Annotated in this window: 20 protein-coding genes; 10 read left to right on the forward strand and 10 right to left on the reverse strand. The window is 33.3% G+C overall.

The genetic code is table 11. The features are described from left to right. The 6 genes from AC061C_RS09040 (at position 1) to AC061C_RS09065 (ending at position 6547) form a co-directional block, all read left to right on the forward strand. Complete coding sequence (locus tag AC061C_RS09040) at positions 1 to 1593, forward strand: 4Fe-4S binding protein (protein ID WP_478290904.1); 1593 nt, start codon at positions 1 to 3, stop codon at positions 1591 to 1593. 13 nt (positions 1594 to 1606) lie between these two features. Continuing rightward, positions 1607 to 2326 carry a DUF547 domain-containing protein gene (locus AC061C_RS09045; RefSeq protein WP_478290905.1) on the forward strand — a complete coding sequence of 240 codons (720 nt, stop codon included), beginning with the start codon at positions 1607 to 1609 and terminating at the stop codon, positions 2324 to 2326. Between the two features lie 44 nt (positions 2327 to 2370). After that, complete coding sequence (locus tag AC061C_RS09050; RefSeq protein WP_478290906.1) at positions 2371 to 2760, forward strand: toxin-antitoxin system YwqK family antitoxin; 390 nt, start codon at positions 2371 to 2373, stop codon at positions 2758 to 2760. Positions 2761 to 2769: 9 nt separating this feature from the next. Then, on the forward strand, positions 2770 to 3459 hold the full coding sequence (locus AC061C_RS09055; protein WP_478290907.1) for a glycosyltransferase family 2 protein: 690 nt from the start codon (positions 2770 to 2772) through the stop codon (positions 3457 to 3459). 1 nt (position 3460) lies between these two features. Further along, a complete protein-coding gene (locus AC061C_RS09060; RefSeq protein ID WP_478290908.1) occupies positions 3461 to 4942 on the forward strand; it encodes a cellulose synthase family protein in 1482 nt (493 codons plus the stop codon). Positions 4943 to 5170: 228 nt separating this feature from the next. Then, on the forward strand, positions 5171 to 6547 hold the full coding sequence (locus AC061C_RS09065; protein ID WP_478290909.1) for an MptA/MptB family glycosyltransferase: 1377 nt from the start codon (positions 5171 to 5173) through the stop codon (positions 6545 to 6547). 427 nt (positions 6548 to 6974) lie between these two features. Here the strand turns inward: AC061C_RS09065 and AC061C_RS09070 are convergent, their stop codons facing one another. The 6 genes from AC061C_RS09070 to AC061C_RS09095 form a co-directional block, all read right to left on the reverse strand. After that, a complete protein-coding gene (locus AC061C_RS09070; protein WP_395047758.1) occupies positions 6975 to 7232 on the reverse strand; it encodes a DUF6952 family protein in 258 nt (85 codons plus the stop codon). A gap of 85 nt (positions 7233 to 7317) precedes the next feature. Beyond that, on the reverse strand, positions 7318 to 7626 hold the full coding sequence (locus AC061C_RS09075) for a thioredoxin family protein (protein ID WP_417968205.1): 309 nt from the start codon (positions 7624 to 7626) through the stop codon (positions 7318 to 7320). Between the two features lie 84 nt (positions 7627 to 7710). After that, positions 7711 to 8349, reverse strand: a complete 639-nt coding sequence (locus AC061C_RS09080; RefSeq protein ID WP_309758665.1) for a peroxiredoxin — start codon at positions 8347 to 8349, stop codon at positions 7711 to 7713. A gap of 131 nt (positions 8350 to 8480) precedes the next feature. After that, positions 8481 to 10091, reverse strand: coding sequence for a glycoside hydrolase family 3 protein (locus AC061C_RS09085; RefSeq protein ID WP_478290910.1), 1611 nt, complete (start codon positions 10089 to 10091; stop codon positions 8481 to 8483). Between the two features lie 150 nt (positions 10092 to 10241). Then, complete coding sequence (locus AC061C_RS09090; protein WP_478290911.1) at positions 10242 to 11525, reverse strand: MFS transporter; 1284 nt, start codon at positions 11523 to 11525, stop codon at positions 10242 to 10244. A 27-nt stretch (positions 11526 to 11552) separates the two neighbouring features. After that, complete coding sequence (locus tag AC061C_RS09095) at positions 11553 to 13085, reverse strand: glycoside hydrolase family 10-like protein (RefSeq protein ID WP_478290912.1); 1533 nt, start codon at positions 13083 to 13085, stop codon at positions 11553 to 11555. A 246-nt stretch (positions 13086 to 13331) separates the two neighbouring features. On the opposite strand from AC061C_RS09095, the gene AC061C_RS09100 reads away from it, so the two are divergent. Both AC061C_RS09100 and AC061C_RS09105 read left to right on the forward strand, forming a co-directional pair. Continuing rightward, positions 13332 to 16250 (forward strand): FAD-binding and (Fe-S)-binding domain-containing protein, encoded by a 2919-nt coding sequence (locus AC061C_RS09100; RefSeq protein ID WP_478290919.1) that lies wholly within the window; start codon positions 13332 to 13334, stop codon positions 16248 to 16250. A gap of 270 nt (positions 16251 to 16520) precedes the next feature. Further along, on the forward strand, positions 16521 to 18452 hold the full coding sequence (locus tag AC061C_RS09105; RefSeq protein WP_478290913.1) for an amino acid permease: 1932 nt from the start codon (positions 16521 to 16523) through the stop codon (positions 18450 to 18452). A gap of 175 nt (positions 18453 to 18627) precedes the next feature. Here AC061C_RS09105 and AC061C_RS09110 read toward each other — a convergent pair whose 3' ends face one another. The 4 genes from AC061C_RS09110 to AC061C_RS09125 all read right to left on the reverse strand — a co-directional run bounded on the left by AC061C_RS09110 (position 18628) and on the right by AC061C_RS09125 (position 23369). Continuing rightward, positions 18628 to 19479 carry an EamA family transporter gene (locus AC061C_RS09110; RefSeq protein WP_478290914.1) on the reverse strand — a complete coding sequence of 284 codons (852 nt, stop codon included), beginning with the start codon at positions 19477 to 19479 and terminating at the stop codon, positions 18628 to 18630. A gap of 262 nt (positions 19480 to 19741) precedes the next feature. After that, on the reverse strand, positions 19742 to 21370 hold the full coding sequence (locus AC061C_RS09115) for an acyl-CoA carboxylase subunit beta (RefSeq protein ID WP_417985121.1): 1629 nt from the start codon (positions 21368 to 21370) through the stop codon (positions 19742 to 19744). Positions 21371 to 21533: 163 nt separating this feature from the next. Next, on the reverse strand, positions 21534 to 22532 hold the full coding sequence (gene lpxD / locus AC061C_RS09120) for a UDP-3-O-(3-hydroxymyristoyl)glucosamine N-acyltransferase (protein ID WP_478290915.1): 999 nt from the start codon (positions 22530 to 22532) through the stop codon (positions 21534 to 21536). Between the two features lie 279 nt (positions 22533 to 22811). After that, positions 22812 to 23369 (reverse strand): REP-associated tyrosine transposase, encoded by a 558-nt coding sequence (locus AC061C_RS09125; protein ID WP_478290916.1) that lies wholly within the window; start codon positions 23367 to 23369, stop codon positions 22812 to 22814. A gap of 198 nt (positions 23370 to 23567) precedes the next feature. Here AC061C_RS09125 and AC061C_RS09130 point away from each other — a divergent pair, with 198 nt between their 5' ends. Together AC061C_RS09130 and AC061C_RS09135 are read left to right on the forward strand one after the other, a co-directional pair. Beyond that, on the forward strand, positions 23568 to 24521 hold the full coding sequence (locus tag AC061C_RS09130) for a hypothetical protein (protein ID WP_478290917.1): 954 nt from the start codon (positions 23568 to 23570) through the stop codon (positions 24519 to 24521). Positions 24522 to 24523: 2 nt separating this feature from the next. After that, positions 24524 to 24976: a hypothetical protein gene (locus AC061C_RS09135; protein ID WP_478290918.1), complete on the forward strand. Its 453-nt coding sequence runs from the start codon at positions 24524 to 24526 to the stop codon at positions 24974 to 24976. Positions 24977 to 25060 lie beyond the last annotated feature (84 nt).

Below are 25060 nucleotides of genomic sequence, written 5' to 3' on the forward strand. Positions count from 1 at the left end.
ATGAGCCAATCAAGTAAAAATATATCGATCGCTTCTCATGAAAACATACAAATGGATGTTGTTCAAAAATTAAGCATTACACTTGGATTAATTGGTCTGTTTATTATGGCACTTGCTTTATTCAACGTATCATTTCCTAATAAAGAGATGTGGCTTACAGGATCAATTCTGGCGGTATTAACTGGAATTATTATTTATGCAAATAGAACGTATCTCAACCAACCTGAAGGCATAAAAAACAACGGTGTTTGGCATCAAAGCCTTACTAGTAAAGGGAGTTGGGCCTGGATGATTGGAATTGTATTGACGGCATTCTACATTGCTTTATATTGGTTTCCCCAATACTTGGGACTCAATCAAAGTGGTGGATTAAATACAGGTATAGTTGGTTTTTTTGACCCTTTAAGTTTTGTATTAAATGGAAAAGCAGCCAGTCAATGGTTTGTATACGGAACACTATATACAGTAGCAATTTTAGGCTTGGGATATAAATTTATTCTAAAATACCGCCACAATAAATACCAATTAGTGCGTACAATTTCTGTGATGTTTTTTCAATTGGGATTTGCATTTTTAATTCCTGAAATTTTAGAAAAATTAAATCCTGAGAAAGCTTATTTTGCAAAAGATCTTAAAAATATGTGGCCTCTTAATTATTATTTCTTCAATGATTGGCATTTAAAAAATATGCTTGAAGGAGGGAATTTAGGGATGTTCATGCTGATTTTTGGTATTGCTATGATTTTTATTATCTCTCCAATTCTTACCTATTTTTATGGAAAGCGTTGGTATTGCTCATGGGTTTGCGGTTGTGGTGGCCTTGCTGAAACAGCGGGAGATAGTTTTAGACATTTGTCTAGTAAAACTGAAATCTCATGGAAAATAGAGCGCTGGATGATACACACGATATTAGTTTTTTCTTTTGTTATTACTATTGCAGTAATTTTTACTTTTTTATCCAATAATCCTGGAATGAGTTTTATAACAAAAGATCAATTTACGGTAGGAATTGTATTGTTTTTGGCCGTATTTACATCGCTTTTGTATATTTTCAAAAGAAAAGATATGGATACAGATGCTATTTACACGATGGTTTCATTAGTAGTCATAATTATTATATCTTTGCTGCTAAATTATTTTTCTGGTAATCAAAATATTCTGTTTTTTGACAGTAATTCATTGAGAGAATGGTACGGTTTTGCAATTGGTTCAGCATTTAGTGGCGTAATTGGCGTTGGATTTTACCCCATTTTAGGCAACCGTGTTTGGTGCCGATTTGGTTGTCCAATGGCGGCAATTTTAGGATTGCAACAACGACTGTTTTCAAGATTTAGAATTACAACAAATGGCGGGCAGTGTATCTCTTGTGGGAACTGTTCTACCTACTGCGAAATGGGAATTGATGTCCGCAGTTATGCACAAAAAGGAGAAAATATTGTTCGTTCTTCTTGTGTAGGATGCGGAGTTTGTTCAGCAGTTTGTCCGCGTGGAGTATTAAAATTAGAAAATGACACGCCTGCAGGCAGAATCAATTCTAATGAGATTTTACTAGGAAATGATTTTAAATTAATGGATTTAATAACCAATAAATAAAAATGAATTTCAAATGAAAAAGATTGTATTAACACTTTGTTTTTTAGGCTTAACTTTAATTTCAAAGGCTCAAACTACAGAATTATTTTTTGAACAAGCTACAGAGTTTTTAAAGAAAAATGTGTCAGCAGATGGAAAAGTTGATTATTTTAAAATCAAAAAAAGTCCTGGAGAATTAATTTACATTTTAGATAATATTGCAAAACTTGATACTAAGTTTAGCGATAAAAAAGTTGCAAAAGCATTTTGGATTAACGTTTATAATCTTCAAGTGATTAAAGGTGTTGTTGATAAATTTCCAATAGCATCTGTTGAAACAATACCTGGTTTTTTTACTGTTAACACATTTGTGGTAGGAAAACAAGAATTAACTCTTGATGATATTGAAAATGTAATCTTAAGAGACTTGTTTTTTGATCCAGCGATACACTTTGCTTTGTCAAGTGCAGCAAATGGAGGAGCTCCACTTTTGAATACTGCTTATTTACCAGGTACAATTGACGAGCAGATTAAATCTCGTGCAACTCTTGTCATAAATTCTAAAAATTACTTTTTTATAAATAAAGATACTAAAGTGATAGAATTGTCAAAGATATTTGAATGGTACAAGAAAGATTTTGCTGTAAACTATTTTAATGAAATCGATTTTATCAATCTTTTTTTAGAAAAAAAAGTAGACAATAAACTAACCGTTCAAACGTATGATTTTGATTGGTCATTAAATAAAATATAATTACTTTTTATAAAATAGAGTAAGGTTACCAAAAAATTAACAAAATGATTAAGTCCGCTTTTATAATAATTTTTCTCTGTTTTATTTCTGCTTCAGGACCAAAAACGTACGTGAAAAATTATTATAAAAATGGTAAAATGAAGTCTGAGGGATGGCTTCAACAAAATCAAAAAGTTGATTATTGGTTCTTTTACAATGAAAATGGGAGTAAAAAAGAAGAGGGTCATTTTGCAGAAAACAAAAAAATAGAGTGGTGGTTGTTCTACTCTAGTAAAGGTGAAATAGTAAAAAAAATTGAATTTAAAAATAATGTAGAAGATGGACTTTGTATTTTCTATAAAAATGGTAAAATAATAAAAGCCGCGCGCTACAAAGCAGGATTAAAAATAAAAGAGTGGAATTCAATTTCGGCATATAAAAGTGACAATCCCTGACAAATAATAATGAATATAATAAAAGTAATTATTCCAGCATACAATGAGGAAAAAGCGATAGCAAATGTTATTAATGAGATTCCTAACTATGTATCTGAAATTATTGTAATTAGTAATAAATCAACAGATAATACAATTGCAGTAGCTCAAAATGCTGGAGCCACTGTATTATCTGAAAATAATAAGGGATATGGTTATGCCTGTTTAAAAGGCCTTGATTATATTGCTCAGCAAGAAGTTAAACCTACCATTGTCGTTTTTTTGGACGGTGATTACTCTGACTATCCTGAAGAATTGACCAAACTAATAGATCCTATACTCACCAATACGGTTGATTTTGTTATAGGTGCAAGAGTCCCTGAATTAAGGGAAACCGGCTCAATGACTCCACAACAAATTTTTGGAAATAAATTAGCTACTGTATTGATGAAACTTTTTTTTGGTTCAAAGTTTACAGATTTAGGACCTTTCCGAGCCATAAAATACACTACTCTTGTTGATCTTGAAATGCAAGATAAAACATATGGTTGGACAGTAGAAATGCAATTAAAAGTTTTACGCAAACGTATTTCATATAAGGAGATCCCAGTTCGATATAAAAATCGGATTGGTGTATCAAAAGTATCAGGAACTGTAAAAGGTACTATCATGGCTGGAATTAAAATTATTGGTTGGATTTTTAAATACGCTTTCAAATAATATGCTGCAACTTTCTTATATCATTCTTACCATATATTGCTTGTCTATATTATTGCTTTTTTTTTATGGTTTTTCGCAACTTAATTTGTTGATTAATTATTTAAAAAATCAAAAAAAAATTGACAAATCGATACAATTTGATTTTACAATATCTTCGGAGATCCCAATAGTTACGATTCAATTACCTATCTATAATGAAAAGTATGTTGTCGAAAGATTGCTTATTACTATTGCAGAACTGGATTATCCAAAAGATAAATTAGAAATTCAAGTTTTAGACGATAGTACTGATGAAAGTATAATTGACACCAAAAAAATAGTTGATCGTTTAGCTTCGGAAGGGTTAGATATAAAACTGATTACAAGGTCTAATCGTATCGGTTTTAAAGCGGGAGCCTTGAAAGAGGGTTTAGTATCTGCAAAAGGCGAATTCATTGCTGTTTTTGATGCTGATTTTGTTCCGCAGAAAGAATGGTTGCTACAAACTATTCCTTACTTTAAAGATGAATTGATTGGTGTAGTACAAACGCGCTGGGGACATTTAAATAGAAATTATTCTATATTGACCAAAATTCAAGCCTTTGCATTAGATGCTCATTTTATATTAGAACAAGTAGGAAGAAATTCACAATCGCACTTTATCAATTTTAATGGAACTGCAGGAGTATGGCGCAAAGCATGCATCATTGATGCAGGAAATTGGGAAAGTGATACTTTAACCGAAGATTTAGATCTGAGTTATAGAGCACAACTCAAAAAATGGAAATTTAAATATTTGATCGATGTAGTAACTCCGGCTGAATTACCTGTTATTATCAGTGCAGCTCGTTCACAGCAATTTCGTTGGAATAAAGGAGGTGCTGAGAATTTTAGAAAAATGAACTGGCGTGTCATCACTTCAAAAAATATTTCGGTTAAAACAAAAATTCATGGTCTATTGCATTTACTCAATAGTTCAATGTTTTTGTTTATATTTTTAATGGCAGTATTGAGTGTTCCAGTTGTATTCATTAAAAATAAATATCCACAATTAGCCCTTTTCTTTGATATATTGGCACTTTTTGTTTTTACCTCGCTAATATTTTTTACATGTTATTGGTTTACTTTCAAAAAAATTAACGGCGGAGGAATTACTAATTTTTTAAAGTATATTGGTTTGTTTTTTACTTTTTACAGTATTGCTATGGGTTTTTCATTTCATAACACCGTGGCAGTTTTAGAGGGTCTTTGGGGTAAAAAAAGTGAGTTTATCCGAACACCAAAATTCAATATCGAAAGTTTAAAAGATAAATGGAAACAGAATACGTACATCTCCAAAAAAGTATCTAAAAATATTATTATAGAGGGATTACTTTTAATTTATTTTCTTTTTGGAATCTATAGTGGTATTCGCTTGAATGATTATGGTTTGTTACCATTTCATTTGATGCTTTCCATTGGATATGGATATGTTTTCGTTAAATCAATACAAATTACTGACTAATTTTATAGATCTTTTAGACAAAACAATAAAATTCAGGGAGTTTACATTTTTAAAATAAAAAAATATTTTAGTAGATTCTATTAAATTATTGATATCTATTTAGTTTAATAAGATTCAATTTTGATGTTTTATTTTCTTGAAGTTGATCAATAGTAAAATTAATCAATTCATTTTGTGCCATGAATTTAATCCTTTCTTTTATGTAAATTTATGATTCTTACAAATTCAATGAAACAGACCAGCAATGCAACTAAAACGTATGTTTTATGCAGCGTATTTTTGTATGCTCATACGGCTTACTTTTTAGAAAGAACTGATTTTCTTGCCTTATTATTTTCTTTTGGACTACTCTTTTTTTTTACTTACAAAATTATCCAAACAGAAAAGAATAGTTTTAATTTCTTAATTTTAATTTCGGTACTGTTTCGATTACTTTTTATTTTTAGTTTACCCAATTTATCACAAGATTTTTATCGTTTTATTTGGGATGGACGCCTTATTTTATTAGGTCTAAATCCATTTACAAACCTTCCAAATGATTTAATTTTAGATCCAAATTTCACACTTTCACAAGCACATGAATTAGTAGGAGCAATGGGCAATTTAAGTGCATCTCATTTTTCTAATTATCCACCTGTCAATCAATTATTCTTTGTATTAGCTGGTTTTTTTAGTAATCATTCTATTCTTGGTGGAACAATAGTTTTGAGAACAATCATCATTGCTGCCGACTTTGGAACTTTGTATTTTGGCAGCAAATTATTAGAAAAGTTAGGATTAGAAAGACACCGCATATTTTGGTTTTTATTAAATCCGTTGGTAATTATAGAACTTACTGGTAATTTGCATTTTGAAGGTGTAATGCTCTTCTTTTTTATTTGGAGTCTTTATTTATTGCAGAATAACAAATGGAGGGAAGCCGCTGTGATTTTGGCATTATCTATTGCTACAAAACTATTGCCATTACTGTTATTGCCTTTGTTTTTTCAAAAATTAGGATGGAAAAAAAGTTTTGCTTTTTACGGAATCATAATCGGAATAAATATTTTGCTTTTTGTACCATTTTTTTCTGCTGAATTGATTTCAAATTATTCTAAAACAATTGGTTTGTGGTTTACCAATTTTGAATTTAATGCTAGTATTTATTATATTATTAGATCCATTGGTTATTATTTTAAAGGGTACAATATTATTCAAAGTACTGGTCAAGTAATTCCAGTTTTGATGATTGTTTTTATTGTATTTCAGTCCTTTTTTGGAAAAAATAAGACAACGTTAAATTTGTTTCAAAGTTTTTTACTGGTGTTAAGCATTTACTTTTTTACGGCTACAACGGTACACCCTTGGTACATTATTAATCTTGTGTTAATTAGTGTTTTTACAAATTTTAAATTTCCAATTGTCTGGAGTTTGATGGTTGTTGTTAGCTATTACACGTATTCTAATCCTGCATTTAAAGAAAATTTAGGGCTAATTGCCATAGAATATATTGTTGTCGCTTTGGTGCTATTTAATGAGATGAAGAAAACGCCGTTTAAAATTTTCAGCATATTTGGAACTAGAATTAAAAGTAATGAACGTACTGGCGTCAATAAAGGAGCGTAAACAAAACACTTTTAAGGAATAGAGCAACCATCACATTAATGCGGTATCTTTAAGATCTTATGCTTTCATAAATATAGAGAGAACCTCAGTTTACGATAATAACCAAGAGCAAACGTGGGGCGAAAGGACGGAAGGAATTATTGCCAGCAATGCAATTGCGCAGGATTATTAAATGACTGTCATGTTAAAACTACATCTTTGGGTTAATGATGGTTTTTAAACTGGAAATTTAGATTTTTTAAACCTGCTTTGGCAATACTAAAAAAATGGTTTTATAATCTTTGATAAAAAATCTTAAGTACTTAAAAACAAACTTAGCCAAACAATTTTTATTATAATTGTAAACGACGATTTCTCCTCATTTAAATATAAAAAAACGCACTCGAATACGAGTGCGTTTCAATAATTTAGTATTTGAATTCTATTTTTATTGATCAATAGATCCTAGAACACGTTTCATAAAACTGTTTAAAGCTTCTTTTTTGTCGGTTCCAGTTTTAACCAATTTATTCACTTCTAGAGCGCCATACATATTCGAAATTAATTCTCCAATAACATCTAATTCTTCGTCTTTTAGTGATGCAATTTCAGTCATTGCCTCTAAAACTTCGATTGTTTCAATGATGTAATCTTCGTCGTTTTCTTCGATAAACTGCGTTAAATGTTTGATTACAGGTAATTTCATTATTTAATTGTTTATTTGGTTATTCGCTGAAATGTTTGTTTAAAAAGAGAATCGTTACTTTAAACGAATTAGTAAAGGAATAAAATTAAACGATTTCATTTACCAATTCAATTAGCACTTCTTGTTTATTAGTTTGTGTTTCATTAACCAATTTACCATTCACAAAAGTGGCAAAAGTTGGTAAATTGCTCACATTAGCTAATTTTCTTGATTCAGGAAAGTTTTCTGCATCAACAAGTGCAAAAGTAATTGTTTCGTTTTCTGAAGCTAATTTTTTGAACTTTGGTTTCATAATACGGCAGTTGCCACACCATGATGCCGAAAATTGAACCACTACTTTTTCTTCTTTTGCAATTAAATCTTGTAACGTATCGTCGGTTAATTCGATTAACATATTTTTTAATTTTAAAAATTCAATAGCAATAATCAGTTTGTAGTATTGAAATTGATTATTATTGCTATCGAAGTTGTTATTTTTTTAGTTTAAACTTAAGTATTCAGCAGTACTCACTCTATCAGCACTCATAGCTTCTTTTCCAGCTTCCCAGTTTGCAGGACAAACTTCTCCTTTTTCTTGAATGTGTGTGTACGCATCAACCATACGTAAATACTCGTTTACGTTACGACCAAGTGGCATATCGTTTACACTTTCGTGGAAAATTTTTCCAGTTTCGTCAATAAGGTAAGTCGCTCTGAAAGTTACATTAGAACCTTCAATAATTACAGAATCAGTTTCTTCAGAATATTCAGTTGAATCGATATCAAGAATTCCTAAGATGTTAGATAAGTTTCTGTTAGTATCAGCTAGAATTGGATACGTAACACCTTCAATTCCACCATTATTTTTTGGAGTATTTAACCAAGCGAAATGCACTTCGTTAGTGTCACAAGAGGCACCAATTACTAGTGTATTTCTTTTTTCGAATTCTGGTAAAGCAGCTTGAAAAGCATGTAATTCAGTTGGGCATACGAATGTAAAATCTTTTGGGTACCAAAACAAAAGTACTTTTTTGTTGTTATTTACAGCTTCTTCGAAAATGTTAATTTTTAAATTATCACCCATTTCAGAGATAGCGTCTACTGCAATACTTGGAAATTTTTTACCTACTAATGACATTTTATTTACTTTTTAAGTTATTTTTTGATGGTGCAAAAGTAGGTATACAAAAGATGAATTAAATTAGTATTTGATTATAAATACTTATTTCAAAATAGGAAGTTACTATACTATGATTTTTAAACTATCACTTATAAGTAGTTAACCACAACAGGCAGAGTTCCTTCACATTTTATGTTTTCCAAAAGTTGCTCTGCTGCGGCTTCTTGAAATTCTGGAAAATCTTGATATACTTGTACAATTCCTGATATTTTATTGAGATTTGGTATGATTTGTAGAACGTATGGATTCCCAAAAACATACAAAATACATTTTTTAGTACTAAATAAATTGCCTAAAAATTGAAGAACTGCATCATCAATATCAAAATTATTTAATGGTTTAGCCTTTGGAACAAATAAAGAAATGACTAGTGTGTCAAATCTAGCTAGGCTTTGTTCTAGTTCCTCTAGAGTGGTAGTTCCTCCACTTTCATAACTGAATTCAGGAGAAGGTAAAGCAGCAGATAAGACTTTAAAAAATGTTGTATCAGTGCTGTTGTAGATGCTTAATTTTGCTAAATCTTCTCTATTTTTCGCATCAAAAACAGTCACCGTATTGTGGTTGTCTTTGATTTTAGTTATACTGTTTTGAGCAATTTTAAAATTTAATTTTGAAGTAGTTTCAAAATCAAAGCCATTCTTGGAAAGGTTTGGTAAAATTAGATTTCCATCTGTAATTCTGGCTTTCTGCTTGCATTTCCAAATGCGTTGAAAACTAGCTTCAATTCGCTCAGGAGTGGCATTTTTTAAAATTTCATGGATTCCTTCGGGCACGTTTTCGGCAAAACACAATACATCGTTGCCAGCATTGAAAGCTTCCCATTCCAATTGTCCTTTTTGATCGTATACTTTAGAAACGCTGTGCATGTTCAATGCATCCGAAATCACTAAGCCATCGTATCCTAATTGCTTTCGCAAAAGGGTTTCAATAACAGATTTTGACAAAGTTGCCGAAGTGTCTTTTCCTTCATTCAAAGCGGGAACGGCCAAATGACCAATCATAATCGAATCGACATTATTTTCGATTCCTTTTATGAAAGGAACCAATTCATTGGTTAGTAATTCGTCCATTGTTTCTTTTAAAACCGGTAATCCTAAATGCGAATCGACATTTGTATTGCCGTGTCCGGGAAAATGTTTCAGACAACCTAGAATTCCAACATCATTCATTCCTCTGAGGTATTCCAGAGCAAAATCACTCACTTTTTCTTTGTTTTGTCCAAAAGAACGGTACCCAATAACTGGATTATTCGGATTGTTATTGATGTCCGCTAAAGGCGCTAAATTATAATGAATCCCTACTGATTTTAAGTCTAAACCTATTTGTTTTCCCACTTCATAAACCAAATGTTTTTCACTGTCAGGCAAAGCACCAAGCGTAATGGCATACGGATATTGCGGTGTTTTTTCGACACGCATGGCTAAACCCCATTCGGCGTCAATAATCATTAATAATGGAGTAGGAGCACAAGTTTGGTATCGAATGATGAGTTCTTTTAAACGTTGACAACTATCGTCATTGAATACTATTTTTTTCTTGGTTTCATAATTGGTAGCTGCACTGGCCCGACTATGAAAAAAAGTCAATCCGCCTATATTGTATTCTTTAATCAAGTGTTCCATAGCTTGAATGTTTTCTTCGGTATCGTTGATGAAAACAGCAGGAAAGAAAAATTGTCCTATTTTTTGTTCTAAAGTCATTTTGAAAGGAATATTATACTAATTTTCAACATTTAAGTCCTGTAAGTCAAATTATACGCATACATAATTTTGTAAAAGAGTTGTAAAAAACACTTAGTTTATGAGAAAATTACTGAAACAAACTCATATGACTTATATGTTAAAAAAAAGCTAGTTTGTTTTTTCTTGTTCTGATTTTTTACCAAAATCGGCTGGAAAAATCAAAAAGCGAGATAAAATTAATCCTGGAATGGTTGCCAAAAGCACCCAAATAAAGAAATTTCCATACCCCAGATATTCTTGAATATAACCGCTCAACATTCCCGGAAGCATCATTCCTAAAGCCATAAATCCGGTTGCGATAGAGTAATGAGACGTTTTTGATTCTCCATCGGCCACATAAATTAAATACATCATGAAAGCGGCAAAACCAAAACCGTAACCAAACTGTTCCGCAATTACTGTTGCATAAATATAGAAAACGGAACCGGGGTGAAAATGAGATAGCAAAATGAATCCTATAATGGGCAAGTGCATTGCTAAAATCATAGGTAACATCCATTTTCCTAATCCATCTCTGGAAATGACAATACCTCCTAAAATACCACCTATGGTTAGAGCAAGCACACCAAAGGTTCCATAAATAACGCCAACATCTTGTGTGGTTAAACCCATTCCGCCAGCAGTTATTGGATCTATTAAGAAAGGAGTCAGCATTTTTAATAATTGCGATTCCCCTAATCTAAATAATAGAATAAAAGCCAAAACTAAACCAATTTGTTTCTTTTGAAAGAAGGTAGCAAAAACGGCTCCGAAGCTCTTATCTGAAGTTGATTTTGCTATTGTTACTGCGTTATTTACTTCGATTTTTGGAGTTGAAAAATAATTGTAAACCGTAATTAGCGTCATTATTAATCCAACAACAATCATGGTGTATGACCAAGCCTGTTGTTTATCGCCATATTCTTGTTCAAGATAACCAGCAATAACAACGATTAGTCCGTTTCCTGTAAGCATCGAAAGTCTGTAAAATGTACTTCTGATTCCAAGAAAAAAAGATTGTTGGTCTTTTTCTAAAACCAATAAATAAAATCCGTCACTAGCCACATCATTAGACGCTGAAGCAAACGCGGCAACCCAAAAAACAGCCAAACTTATTACAAAAAAGTTGCTCAAAGGAATCGTTAAACCAACAATTAAAAAAGCAAGTGAAATTAGCAATTGCATGCTTAAAAACCATTTTCTTTTAGTTGAATACAAATCAATAAACGGACTCCATAAAGGTTTGATTACCCAAGGTAAATACAATAAGCTGGTGTATATGCCAATATCTTCATTGTTGATGCCTAAATTTTTATACATAAGGACCGATACCGAAATAATGATAGCATACGGCAAACCAGATGCAAAGTTTAAAACCGGAATCCAATACCAAGGACTATTGTCTGTTTTCATTTGAAGCGTTTTATATTCGGTTAAATTTTATAGTGTAAAATGCACTAAAGTTGGGTCACTTTCATTACCATAAAAATCAATGAATGTAATGGCACAGGTAGTATTCTTGTCTAGTTTGTACGTAGGGATTACCACTTCTACCGTATCAGTGTTTTCCTTAAAGGCTATTTTATCAATAATATGGCTGGGATCGTTTACATCAATCTTTGAATTAAATTTAGAACCATATACCATCACGTAGCGCACCTTGCTGAGTAGAGGGTAAGTTACATTAAATCGGGATGAAATTGGATCTGTCAAAATCGAATTTACAGTGGGGATGATCGTTATTTTTTTGACATTATTTGGCACGACCGTTGGTAGCGCTGGATATTTGTATTGGTTTTCAGAAAGTAATTTAGTAACACTTTGATTCTTATTTACGAATGATTTAGCACTAAAAAAAGCATTGCCTTGAACGTTTTTGTAGGATCTGGTTAAGTCAATTTGGTTCGGGATTTCACTGGGGTTATTCCATCTTTTATCAGAATCAGCGTTGATTTTATAACTTCCGTTTCCGATGTAAATTGCGGTATTAGTCGAATTTTCGGACCACCAACGCAATAATTTTGAATAGGATGCTTTAGGATGATCCATGCTCCAATACAATTGTGGAACGAGGTAATCAATCCATTTGTTTTCCATCCAAGCGATAGGATCTGCAAACAAATCGTCATAATTAGTTTGTCCTGCTTCAGTATCAGAACCTTTTGGATCTACTGATTTGTTGCGCCACACACCAAATGGGCTAATTCCAAATTGTACCCAAGGTTTTATATTTTTGATCGAAACTGAAACTTCTTTAACAAAAGTATTTACATTAGAACGGCGCCAATCTTCAATACTCATCCCATTACCATATTTCTCGTAGGCAGCAGTGTCATTAAACTTTTCGCCGGCAACTTTATAAGGATAAAAATAGTCATCAAAATGTACCGCATCGATATCGTAGTTTTGAACTACTTCGTTAACAATATTCAGTAAATGTTTTTGAACTTCAGGCAAGGCAGGATTATAATAGTATTTTCCACCATATTTAATCATCCATTCCGGATGTTTGTAATAATCATGTTCGGGACTTAAAATAGCTGTATTGTAGTCCATCGTAGCGCGGTACGGATTCATCCAGGCGTGAAATTCAAAACCACGCGCATGCGTTTCCGCAATCATCCAAGCCAACGTGTCGTAATACGGTTGCGGAGCTTGGCCTTCTTTTCCAGTCAAAAAACGAGACCATGGTGCTAATTTGGTGGGATAAAAAGCATCACCAACGCTTCTTATTTGAACAATTACCGCGTTGTAATTTAGTTTTTTATAAGTATCCAAGATCTCCAAATAATCTGCCTTTTGTTTGGCAACATCATCTTTACTGGTTTTTGGCCAGTCAATATTGACCACAGTAGCAATCCAAACGGCTCTAAATTCATTTTTAGGATTAGGTGTTAAAACTTGTGCTTTACTATTCCAAAAGGCAAAGAAAAGAAATGCAAAAAGTAAAAAGGGATGCTTATAATTTTTCATGAAAGTCATTTTATATAAAGTATTCAAAAATAGTTTTTTTAGTGAAAATGATGTGACAAATTGATTTTAAAATTCAACTTATTTTGATTAGTCAATTTCTTTGCCAATTTTTATATTAGTTTCCATGTCTGGTATTCTATAAAGTAAACATCGGAGGTTATTTTTTTCTCTTTTTCTTATTTGATTTCGGTACATGTGATATGGTATATATTTATATTTGTGAAATCTAAAGTTATCTTATTACCCATGTCCAACTTGACTCCATTAAAAGATTTAGCTGCATCATTAGAAGGAACTCTTTTATATGATGACCTTCATAAAACACTGTATGCCACAGATGCGTCTGCGTATCGAATTATGCCAGTTGCTGTAGCAATTCCAAAATCAGATGAGGATATTGTCAAAATTATTCGCTTTGCAGCAAAAAATAAGATTTCTATCACACCTAGAACTGCAGGAACTTCCTTGGCAGGACAAACAGTAGGTTCTGGAATAATTGTAGATGTGTCGAAACATTTTACTAAAATTATCACTTTTGATTCCGTAAAAAAAACAGTTACAGTACAGCCAGGCGTGATTCGGGACGAGCTGAATTTATATTTAAAAGAACACGGATTGTTTTTCGGACCCAATACTTCGACCTCAAACCGCTGTATGATAGGAGGAATGGTAGGCAATAATTCGTCTGGTACCACATCGATACGCTATGGCGTTACCCGAGATAAAATAGTGGAAATCAAAGCGGTTTTGAGTGATGGAAGCTTAGCAATATTTAAAGAAATAACTTCTGCTGAATTCATTGAAAAAACAAAAGGGAACACGCTCGAAAGTTCGATCTACAGGACCATTTATGAGGAACTTTCGAATATTGAAAACCAAAAGGAGATTATCAAGGAATTTCCGAAACCAGAAATCCACAGACGAAATACAGGCTATGCAATAGATTTAGTATTGAAATCGGAACTTTTTGGAGGAACCGAAAACACTATAAATTTAGGAAAACTCCTTTGCGGAAGCGAAGGAACGCTTGCTTTTACCACTGAAATTACCTTGAAAGTAGATCACCTACCACCAACGTATAATGTTATGGTTGTGGCTCATTTTCATACCATTCAGGAAAGTTTAGAAGCTGTTGTAACCGCGATGAAACATCATTTGTACACCTGCGAAATGATGGATGACACGATATTGAATTGTACCAAAACAAACAGAGAGCAAGCCAAAAACAGATTTTTTATTCAAGGGGAACCCAAAGCGGTTATTATGCTCGAAGTGGCGTCGCATAACAGTATGGAAGATGCTGAATTACAAGCTAATGATTTGATTGCTGACTTGGAAAGAAATAATTTTGGGTATGCTTTACCAAAAATTTACGGAGCAGATATTGATAAAATAAATGAATTGCGAAAAGCAGGTCTCGGACTTCTAGGAAGTATTGTTGGTGATGATAAAGCCGCAGATTCTATTGAGGATACCGCTGTTGAGTTGAGCGATTTACCTAATTATATTGCAGAATTCTCCGCTATGATGGAGCGTCACGGACAGAGTGCCATATATTATGCACATGCTGGTGCCGGAGAAATTCACTTGCGACCAGTTTTAAATTTGAAGACTAAAGAAGGATTACATCAATTTAGAAACATCGCAACCGAAGTGGCTATTTTGGTAAAAAAATACAGAGGATCCTTGAGTGGGGAGCACGGCGACGGAATTGTACGAGGCGAGTTTTTACCTTTTATGATTGGGCAACAGAATTATGAATTGTTAAAAAGAATTAAACTTGCCTTTGATCCCAACACCATTTTGAATGTAGGTAAAGTTGTAAACGCTTTCAAAATGGATGAAAACCTTCGGGTGGAAGCGGGCAGAGTGGAACCGGATATACAAACAATTCAGGATTTCTCGGATAGTATGGGAATTTTGCGTGCTGCGGAAAAATGCAATGGTTCTGGTGATTGCAGAAAATTACCTTCGGCTGGTGGTACTTTGTGTCCCAGTTACCGTGCCACCCGAAATGAAAAGGACACCACGCGTGCTAGAGCCAATGCGTTGCGAGAATATCTGACGCATTCAGAAAAAGACAATAAATTTGACCACGAAGAATTGTATGAAGTATTTGAATTGTGTGTAAGTTGCAAAGCGTGCGCCAGCGAATGTCCCAGTAATGTGGATATAGCAGCAATGAAATCGGAGTTTTTATACCAATATCAAAAAGCAAATGGGTTTTCATGGCGCAATAAAGTGTTTGCTTTTAATGCCAAACTGAATGGACTGGGAAGTATTACTCCAAAGATTACTAATTTCATGGTGAACTTGCCTTTGGTAAAAAAAAGCATGGGGATTGCTCCTAAAAGAGAAGTGCCTCTTTTGGCTCCAATTACTTTTAGAAAATGGTATGAAAAAAATTGGAATCAGGCGCCAAGTGATTCTTTTATCAACGGAAAAGTTTGTTTGTTTAGTGATGAGTTCACTAATTATTATGATGTTTCAGTAGGAATTGATGCGTATGAGTTATTGACAGCGTTAGGATATGAAGTAATTCTGGTAGATCATGAAGAAAGCGGAAGAGCTTTTATATCCAAAGGTTTTCTGGAAGAAGCAAAAGCAATTGCCAATACAAATGTGGGTATTTTTTCAGATTATATTACTGCTGATTTTCCTTTGATAGGAATAGAACCTTCGGCAATATTGACCTTTAGAGACGAATACATTCGATTGGTGGATGATACAGAAAGTGCTAAAAAATTAGCTAAAAATGTGTTTACGATTGAAGAGTTTTTCAAAAATGAGATTGCAAAAGGTAAAATTCATGCAGAACAATTTTCTGCGGAGGAAAAAACTATTAAAATTCACGGACATTGCCACCAAAAGTCATTGAGTACCATGGAAGCGACTTTTGCGATGTTGAATGTACCGAAAAACAGTTCGGTTACTATTTACAATTCGGGTTGTTGTGGAATGGCAGGTTCTTTTGGATATGAAAAAGAACATTATGAAATCAGTATGCAAATGGGTGAAGATACCTTATTTCCTAAAATTAGAGCTACTGATCCCACAACAGCTATTGCAGCGGCTGGCACGAGTTGTCGCCACCAGATTTTTGACGGAACCACTAGAAAGGCACTACATCCAGTTTCTATATTAAGGAACTGTTTAAAAAAATAACTCGATTGAACGTAGGTTTTGAGTTGAAAGAAACCTCTTTTTAAATTTTATTATTTACTTTTTTTGAGATTAAAATTATGGTTTTTGACTTTTTTTGTGTCTAAAAAAAATCATTTTTTTGTGAATTAAAAAAAATAAAAAAAATAGTTGGAGAAATGGCAATAGTTCAATTTGTTTTATACTTTTGATTTTTGAAGATTATTTGCATTATATCTAACATAAAAACGAATAATTTACGGTATCTTAATTTTTAATGATAAAATTTACAATATGGCATTAAAGGGTTTATTTAGAAAAAAGACAGTACAAGATATTTTAAAACAAGTAGAAAAAAATAATACTGACGGTCACAATGCTTTAGGTAAACATTTGACTGCTCGTGATTTGACTGCTTTTGGAATCGCTGCTATTGTGGGAGCTGGTATTTTTAGCACCATCGGTAAAGCAAGTGCAGATGGTGGTCCTGCTGTTATTTTTCTATTCTTATTTACTGCAATCGCATGCAGTTTTGCTGCTTTTGCGTATGCTGAATTTGCCTCGATGGTTCCTGTTTCTGGAAGTGCTTATACGTATTCGTATGTTGCTTTTGGCGAAATTATAGCTTGGATTATCGGTTGGGCATTAATCATGGAATACTCTGTAGGAAATATCACTGTTGCTATATCGTGGAGTGATTATTTTACAGGATTGCTCGAAAGTGGTGGTCTGAGTTTGCCACAATGGGTTCAAATGGATTTCTTGTCTGCATCTAGGGGATTTGATGATGCCACAGCCCTGATGCAAAGTGGTAAAGAATATGTCAACTTAAGTCCAGCCTTACAAGATGCTTACACTGCTTGGACGACTTCTCCAGTTATTGGATCGTTTCATTTTGTTGCAGACCTTCCCGCATTGTTGATTATCGTTTTAATCACGGCATTGATTTACCGTGGGATGAAAGAGTCTCGTAATGCAAGTAATATTATGGTGGTGGTCAAATTGTGTATCGTTCTTTTAGTGATTGCTGTTGGTGTTTTTTATGTAGATACTGCAAATTGGGATCCATTTGCTCCAAATGGTGTTACCGGAGTTTTGAAAGGAGTTTCAGCTGTATTTTTTGCTTATATCGGTTTTGATGCTATTTCAACAACGGCTGAAGAGTGTAAAGATCCACAACGTGATTTGCCAAGAGGAATGATGTGGGCCATAATTATCTGTACCATTTTATACATTGCAATAGCATTGGTATTAACAGGAATGGTGAGTTACGATCAATTGAATGTAGGAGATCCACTAGCTTTTGTATTTGAAAAATTAGACTTAAAATGGATGTCGGGTATTATTGCAGTAAGCGCAGTAGTAGCAATGGCGAGTGTTTTATTGGTCTTTCAAATGGGACAGCCCCGTATTTGGATGAGCATGAGTCGTGATGGTTTATTGCCAAAACGTTTCTCAAAAGTACATCCAAAATACAAAACGCCTTCTTACGCAACTATAGTCACTGGTTTTGTAGTAGCCGTACCGGCTTTGTTTTTGAACTTAACTTTGGTTACGGATTTGTGTAGTATTGGTACTTTATTTGCCTTTGTACTGGTTTGTGCGGGAGTTTTAGTGTTACAAAACAAAACCGATATTCCTCGTGGAAAATTCAAAACTCCTTATGTTAATTCGAAATTTATTTTGCCAGTTTTAATAGTAATTGGGTTGGTTTTCGCTTTTGGTTACAACAAAAAAGCGACTATGGATTTTATTACTAATGAAACTCAAATTAATAATTCAGCCGATATTATCACCTCTTTAAACAAAGAGGAAACCCAAAAAGTTTACGATTATTTAGTGACGGTTGATGCTAAAAATAGTACAACTGAAACTCCAGATTTAGAATTATTATTGAGTCAATACCAAGCTGATGATGCCCAATATTCTAGAATCATTGCTGGTTTACCGATTGCGGATTCTTTAAAATATGAAAGTGGTTTTAGTTTATTCAAACGTAAAATCCCGATGTGGATATTCTTGATTACTTTAATCGGATTAGCCGTTTGGTCTTTCAAATCTAACTTATCCTTAATACCGTTATTGGGTTTAATCTGTTGTTTGTATATGATGGCCGAATTAAGCGTTTGGAACTGGATTTATTTTGGAATCTGGCTTTTATTAGGTTTAGTAATTTACTTTGGCTTCAGCCGAAAAAACAGTAAACTAAATACTGTAGCGGAATAGAAATAGATTTTTTTAATACCAAAAACCGTCTGGCTTGCACTAGACGGTTTTTTTGTATTTATGAATTTTGTATTTGAGTCTAGAACTAATGTAAAAGTCCATGCAAATAAATCCAATTTGAATTTTTATCAGTTTGCAAAAGCCAAAAAACTAGATCTAAATTATAGTTGTTATTTTACACTTGTGAAAGCACAATTAAGACGATTGCCAATAAAGCTAGAAACAATCCTACAATATTCTTTTTACTAAGTTTTTCTTTAAAAATTAAAACCCCAACTAGACTTCCAATTACGATTACTCCCAAATTCATACCCGCAAATACAGTAGAAGGACTTTCTGAGAAATACTGATGTGCCTTGAGGTAGAAAAGGATATTTCCAAAATTGAACATTCCTACCAAAGCCCCAAAAATAACATTGCTAGTTTTTAAGACTATTTTTTTTAGGATTACTTCGTAGGCAACTACGGCAATCATAATTGTCATAGCAATTCCAAATATTACAAATAATGAAGTAGTATAGGGCAGACTTGTAAAAGAGGAAATTTGCTTGAAGAGAATGTCTATCACCCCAAAACCAATTAGTACCGCGGCTGGATAAACCCATTTTGTGGCAGTACTTTGGGTGCTTTTTGAAAGAATTAGCACTAGGGCTGGTACTGCAACAACAAAAGCTACTATTTTTAGTACACTAAATTGTTCGTTGAAAATGAGCCAAGCTGCTAGAATGGGGATAAAAAGGGATAAGCGTTGGGCTGCATCCGTTTTTACAATTCCCATGTGCTTAATGGATGCTGCCAAAAAAAGGAAAATTATAGGCAACAAAATACCAATAACACTATAAAGTTCCCAGGGTGCTGTTGCATTGACTTTAGTTATATCTGGACTGAAGGTAGCATAGCAAAACAGCATTGCAAACACATAATTCCATGCTACAATTTGAGTGTGATTGATGGTGTATTTTCGAGCAATTTTAAAGAGTATTCCAACGGTTACACTACAAATTACACTTAGAATTAAAAATAGCATAGGTTTTTATATTTTTACTGCAAAAATACTGTTTATTGCAGTATTAAAAGCAGCCATTAATTTTTGAACAGATTTTTAGGGCAAAAAAAAACAATAGGAAATCTATTGTTTTTAATGGTAACCTGTATAATTTTTTCTCATTTTTTATTTAAAATGAGAGCAATTTTCTATCCGTTTTTTTATACATCGTGTTGGTATTATTTTCTAGTTTTGGAGAAATAATATTTAAAAAAGTAATTTCCTTGGATACTGTAAACTTGAATTACACCTGAATTACACCCAGATTAAATTTCTTTTCAATAGGCGAGTGGTTGGCCGCTTCAATTCCCATAGAAATCCAAGTTCGAGTATCAAGAGGATCAATAATAGCATCTGTCCATAATCGTGATGCGGCATAGTAAGGTGAAACTTGTTCGTCATACCTCGCTTTTATTTTATCAAATAACTCTTTTTCCTTCGCTTCATCTACTAGTTCTCCTTTTGCTTTAAGCGAAGAAGCTTCAATTTGAGCCAGTACTTTCGCAGCTTGAGTGCCTCCCATAACCGCTAACTCTGCACTTGGCCATGCAAATATTAATCTTGGGTCGTATGCTTTTCCACACATCGCATAATTTCCTGCCCCATAGGAATTACCCACAATTACCGTGAATTTTGGCACTACTGAATTAGAAACTGCATTAACCATTTTTGCACCATCTTTAATAATACCGCCATGTTCTGATTTTGAACCTACCATAAAACCAGTAACGTCTTGTACAAAAACTAAAGGAATTTTCTTTTGGTTGCAATTGGCAATAAATCGAGTCGCTTTGTCAGCAGAATCAGAGTAGATTACGCCACCAAATTGCATTTCGCCATTTTTAGTTTTCACCACTTTCCTTTGGTTGGCAACAATTCCTACTGCCCAACCGTCAATTCTGGCATACCCAGTAATTATGGTTTGGCCGTAACCGTCTTTGTACGCTTCAAATTCGGAGTTATCAACCAGTCGATTGATGATTTCCATCATATCATATTGTTCATTACGAGCTTTTGGTAAAACACCATAGATTTCTTTTTCGTCTAATGCAGGTTGCATAGCTTTAATTCTGCTGTAACCCGCTTTGTCAAAATCACCTATTTTATCAACTATATTCTTTATTCTGTCTAAAGCGTCTTTGTCATCTTTGGCCTTGTAATCAGTCACTCCCGAAATTTCGCAATGTGTAGTTGCTCCGCCAAGGGTTTCGTTATCAATGCTTTCGCCAATGGCCGCTTTGACTAAATAACTTCCGGCTAAGAAAATACTACCCGTTTTATCGACTATCATGGCCTCGTCACTCATGATAGGTAAGTAAGCACCACCAGCAACACAACTTCCCATAACTGCAGCAATTTGGGTAATTCCCATGCTACTCATATGTGCATTATTTCTAAAAATACGACCAAAATGTTCTTTGTCTGGGAAAATTTCGTCCTGTAAAGGCAAGTAAACTCCGGCACTATCTACTAAATAGATGATTGGTAGTCGGTTTTCCATTGCAATTTCTTGGGCACGTAAATTTTTCTTGGCTGTGATGGGAAACCATGCACCTGCTTTTACAGTCGCATCATTGGCCACAACAATACATTGTTTTCCTCTTATGTATCCCATTTTTACGACTACGCCACCAGATGGACAACCACCATGTTCTGCATACATCCCTTCACCAACAAAAGCACCAATTTCAATACTTTTAGCTTTGGCGTCAAGCAAATAATCAATGCGTTCTCGGGCAGTCATTTTGCCTTCATTATGCAGTTTTTGAATGCGTTTTTCGCCACCTCCCAATTTGACGATGCTTAATTTTTGTCGCAAAGCAGAAAGTAAAAGTTTATTGTGGTCTTCGTTTTTATTGAAGTTTAAATCCATGATCAAAATGTATTAAAATTTTGTGCTAAAATACAAAATCCAACTAAATAAATTTTATTATTTTAATTGGTTTGTAAAGAAAATCGAGTATAAGTTTACTATTAAAACAAAAAAACAGAAGTTTACTTCTGTTTTTTTATGAATTTAATAAAAAAAGTGTTGTTTATTTTTTAGACTCGTTAACCAGTCTTTTTAAAATGGCCCATTGTTTCAATGCATCGCGTGCTTCTACTGCAGGGTAGCCTAACATGGTTTTTCCAGCAGGGATATCCCCAGTAACGCCCGAGCCTGCACCCACAATAGCACCATCACCTATTGTGGTATGGTCTTTTATAGAAGCACTACCGCCAATGATAACGCCGTTTCCAAGTGTTACAGAGCCTGCTAGACCACTGTTTCCAGCCATAATGCAAAATTTACCTAATTTGCTGTTATGTCCTATTTGAACTAAATTATCAATTTTGCAACCATCTCCTAAAACAGTTGAACTAAATTTCCCTCGGTCTATACAAGAGTTCGCACCAATTTCAACACTATTACCAATGATTACGTTACCAATTTGTGGAATTTTTACCAAACCTCTTTGTGGATCAGGACGAAACCCAAAACCATCAGCCCCAATTGTTGCATTGGGATGCAAAATACAGTCATTTCCAATATGACAACGTTCTCTAACAACGGTACCGGACCATATCACCGTGTTTTTTCCAATTACACATTCATCCAAAATAGTCACATTTGGATAAAGGGTAGTATTATCTCCAATGATAGTTTTAGGACCAATGTAGCATCCCGCGCCAATTCTAGCACCACTACAAATAGTTGCTGTTGGGTCAATCACTGCGGTTGGGTGAATGTCTACCGCAAATAATGGAGTAGGTGGAGCAAAAAGTTCTAAAACTTGTGACATAGCCAAATCTGCATTTTTAACTTTAATAAATGCGCGATCCTCTCCTGGTTTTATTCCAATATCCTCGTTGACAACGGCTACACAAGCTTTGGAGTCGGCCCAAAATTTTTCATATTTTTTATTTCCAATAAATGAAATTTCAGATTCGCTGGCAGCTTCTAGCTGTTCTGGTGCAGTAATACTTTGAGAAGTATTCCCAATTATTTCTCCCTTAAGAATATCATTTATTTCTTGAATGGTGTAGGATTTCATGAAGTATATCTTGATTTTGATTGTACAATAGGTATCAAATAAAAGAATTTACCTTTAAAATTCCTAATTGCAACTATTTCTTTAGTGATAGCGGTATACATAATAGCGTTAAAAGGCGGTTAATAAAAAGTTGTTACTTTATAAAAAATAAATGGAAGGACTTTTTTACTTTTCATTTTTTTGAGTGAGGACATCAATGATTCTGAAAACTTATGTTAGGCGGATTTGCAAACCGATAGCGCGGATTTGCAATCCGTGCCCACAAAGTTCATCAACAATCTAAAATAAGTCCAACAATACAACATCTAAATCATTGTCTAAGCCCGCATAATTTCTAGCAGAACTAAAATAATAATCCTCTGGTGAGCTAACTACTTTCTCTTTTACAGGATTGTTGTGGATATAATTCACTTTTTGTTTTATGAACCAATTAGTTTCTATTATTTCAGCGTGATATCCGTCTTGCCATACTTTATAACTTTGATCTCTTTTAAGATGAGCACACGCTTTTTCAAAATAAGCCAAAAGCCATTCCCTGCGACTCTCTGGCTCTTCCATTATAGTCTGAATAATTTTCTTAGAGGTATATTTTTTAAAATCACGCATGACATCAGATAAAATAAAACCATTTGTGGCTTTGCACATTAAATGTATATGACTGTGCATAATGCAATACGCATATATTTCAAGTCCTTTTTTCTCTTGGCAATATTGCAAAGCATTGACAATATTGTACTTTTGGTTGAGTCGCGTAAATATATCAACCCAACCTACAGTTGTTATAGTAATAAAATATGCTTCATCTGTTGTTGTTGTTGCTTTATATTTTGTTGACATCCTTTTTTATCTAAAAATACAATAATAGCTACAAATAAAACAATCACATAGCTTTAATTTATTTCTTTTGGTTTAGATTTGCTTTGTGGGCACGGATTATGGCTGTGGCTCATTGCTGTGGCTCATTATTGAGGGCACGGATTGCAAATCCGCGCTATCTTACATGAGAGATTTTTTTACATATCCGCGCGATCGGGTTTGCAAATCCGCGCCATCGTACATGAGATTTTTTACATATCCGAGCGATCGGGTGGTTTTCACGGTACCGAAGAATTTTTAACAGCAATACAATTTATTTATACACCAAAAGGAAATATTTCTAAATTAGGGGAACTTCTACATCGTTTTGGTGATACTTATGCACATACAAAGTTGGATAATCTAACGCCAGATAATTTAAGTGAATATAAATTAGCTGATAATCCTGAAAATGAAAAATTAGCAATTAAATCATGGAAGGGACAAGGAAGCATAAGATTAAAAGATAAAGTAGAGCCTTGGATTTTATATTTTAATTACTATTTGAAAAAGTATGGAATGGGATTTTTTACTAGTTATACAAAACAAAGAGAAGTGTTTAAAGGGAAAACTCTAAAAGAAGCTTTAAATGACATTTATTTAGTCAGTGAAACAGATAAATATATAATGTATGGAGGGGAGAAGTATTTAGGTACAACTTTTGACCATGCAAAATCTGATGGTTCTTTTCCAGATAAAATTTACCTCAGGCCAAACTGGTACTTAGATTATGTAAAAAATTTAGCTTGGTTATTATCTACAAAATATAATTTAAGTACGACAAATTTTAATATTAAAATATTTGAAAAAATGACAAATTTTGCAGTTTCTAATAAATGTACTTTAAAAGGTATTATTGACTATGAAATAGCAAAAAAAATCAAAAAAGAAAAATTCTATATTCCTGTTTTATATTCTAATCCTAATCGAATTGCTGCATCATATGATGCTGTAAAAAATACCGATTATTATCAAACAGCTCTTGATATTGTAGATAAAACAAAATCATATATCTTTAAGGATGGTATTTATAAAAAAATAGTAATATATCCAGTAAAAGATATGAGTGTGAAATTCAATATTAAAACTGGTTTTTTTAGAACCGCTGCATTCGAAATCAATTTAAAAAAATAATTATGGATACTAAGAGAATTAAATTTAATTTGTTTTTGTTGAAAAACTTATTTTTATTATATCTATTTTCAGTGATTATTATTAGTATGATTGATTCATCTCCATTTGTATTAATATTTTGTTGGTCTTACCTTCTTATGAGTTTGCCAATTTTTCTCTATAATATATATGAAATTAGACATAATAAAATCTTTTCCTATTTTGTGTTTAGCGGCTTGAATCTAATATATCTAATTGACTTTGTGGCTAAAATTTTTAGAAAGGAAACCGTAACTAGATGGCAACATGTAAATGGAGTTCCGATTGAATACACAAAGACTTATTATTTTTATGAAATGAACAGTGGATCTGTTCATTTTGCCTTAGTTTGTATGGGAGTATTTTTGGTTTTGCAATTTTTCTTTTGGCTTGTTATAATCAAAAAAATGAAGCAATTTTTAATTGATTTAGAATAAAACCACGATGGCTCGGATATGACGAGCATCCCGATGGCTCGGATATGACGAGCATTCTCGATATTGATCGCGCGGAATTGCATT

The organism is Flavobacterium sp. GNP010 (assembly GCF_056428945.1).

Excerpts from the sequence above, each read along its gene's own strand:
- AC061C_RS09085 (WP_478290910.1), bottom strand. The coding sequence starts at position 10,091 with ATGACTTTAGAACAAAAAATAGGACAATTTTTCTTTCCTGCTGTTTTC.
- AC061C_RS09110 (WP_478290914.1), bottom strand. The coding sequence starts at position 19,479 with ATGCTATTTTTAATTCTAAGTGTAATTTGTAGTGTAACCGTTGGAATA.
- lpxD (WP_478290915.1), bottom strand. The coding sequence starts at position 22,532 with ATGAAATCCTACACCATTCAAGAAATAAATGATATTCTTAAGGGAGAA.
- AC061C_RS09095 (WP_478290912.1), bottom strand. The coding sequence starts at position 13,085 with ATGAAAAATTATAAGCATCCCTTTTTACTTTTTGCATTTCTTTTCTTT.
- AC061C_RS09100 (WP_478290919.1), top strand. The coding sequence starts at position 13,332 with ATGTCCAACTTGACTCCATTAAAAGATTTAGCTGCATCATTAGAAGGA.
- AC061C_RS09055 (WP_478290907.1), top strand. The coding sequence starts at position 2,770 with ATGAATATAATAAAAGTAATTATTCCAGCATACAATGAGGAAAAAGCG.
- AC061C_RS09070 (WP_395047758.1), bottom strand. The coding sequence starts at position 7,232 with ATGAAATTACCTGTAATCAAACATTTAACGCAGTTTATCGAAGAAAAC.
- AC061C_RS09040 (WP_478290904.1), top strand. The coding sequence starts at position 1 with ATGAGCCAATCAAGTAAAAATATATCGATCGCTTCTCATGAAAACATA.
- AC061C_RS09050 (WP_478290906.1), top strand. The coding sequence starts at position 2,371 with ATGATTAAGTCCGCTTTTATAATAATTTTTCTCTGTTTTATTTCTGCT.
- AC061C_RS09115 (WP_417985121.1), bottom strand. The coding sequence starts at position 21,370 with ATGGATTTAAACTTCAATAAAAACGAAGACCACAATAAACTTTTACTT.
- AC061C_RS09105 (WP_478290913.1), top strand. The coding sequence starts at position 16,521 with ATGGCATTAAAGGGTTTATTTAGAAAAAAGACAGTACAAGATATTTTA.
- AC061C_RS09135 (WP_478290918.1), top strand. The coding sequence starts at position 24,524 with ATGGATACTAAGAGAATTAAATTTAATTTGTTTTTGTTGAAAAACTTA.
- AC061C_RS09090 (WP_478290911.1), bottom strand. The coding sequence starts at position 11,525 with ATGAAAACAGACAATAGTCCTTGGTATTGGATTCCGGTTTTAAACTTT.
- AC061C_RS09045 (WP_478290905.1), top strand. The coding sequence starts at position 1,607 with ATGAAAAAGATTGTATTAACACTTTGTTTTTTAGGCTTAACTTTAATT.
- AC061C_RS09060 (WP_478290908.1), top strand. The coding sequence starts at position 3,461 with ATGCTGCAACTTTCTTATATCATTCTTACCATATATTGCTTGTCTATA.
- AC061C_RS09125 (WP_478290916.1), bottom strand. The coding sequence starts at position 23,369 with ATGTCAACAAAATATAAAGCAACAACAACAACAGATGAAGCATATTTT.
- AC061C_RS09065 (WP_478290909.1), top strand. The coding sequence starts at position 5,171 with ATGAAACAGACCAGCAATGCAACTAAAACGTATGTTTTATGCAGCGTA.
- AC061C_RS09075 (WP_417968205.1), bottom strand. The coding sequence starts at position 7,626 with ATGTTAATCGAATTAACCGACGATACGTTACAAGATTTAATTGCAAAA.
- AC061C_RS09080 (WP_309758665.1), bottom strand. The coding sequence starts at position 8,349 with ATGTCATTAGTAGGTAAAAAATTTCCAAGTATTGCAGTAGACGCTATC.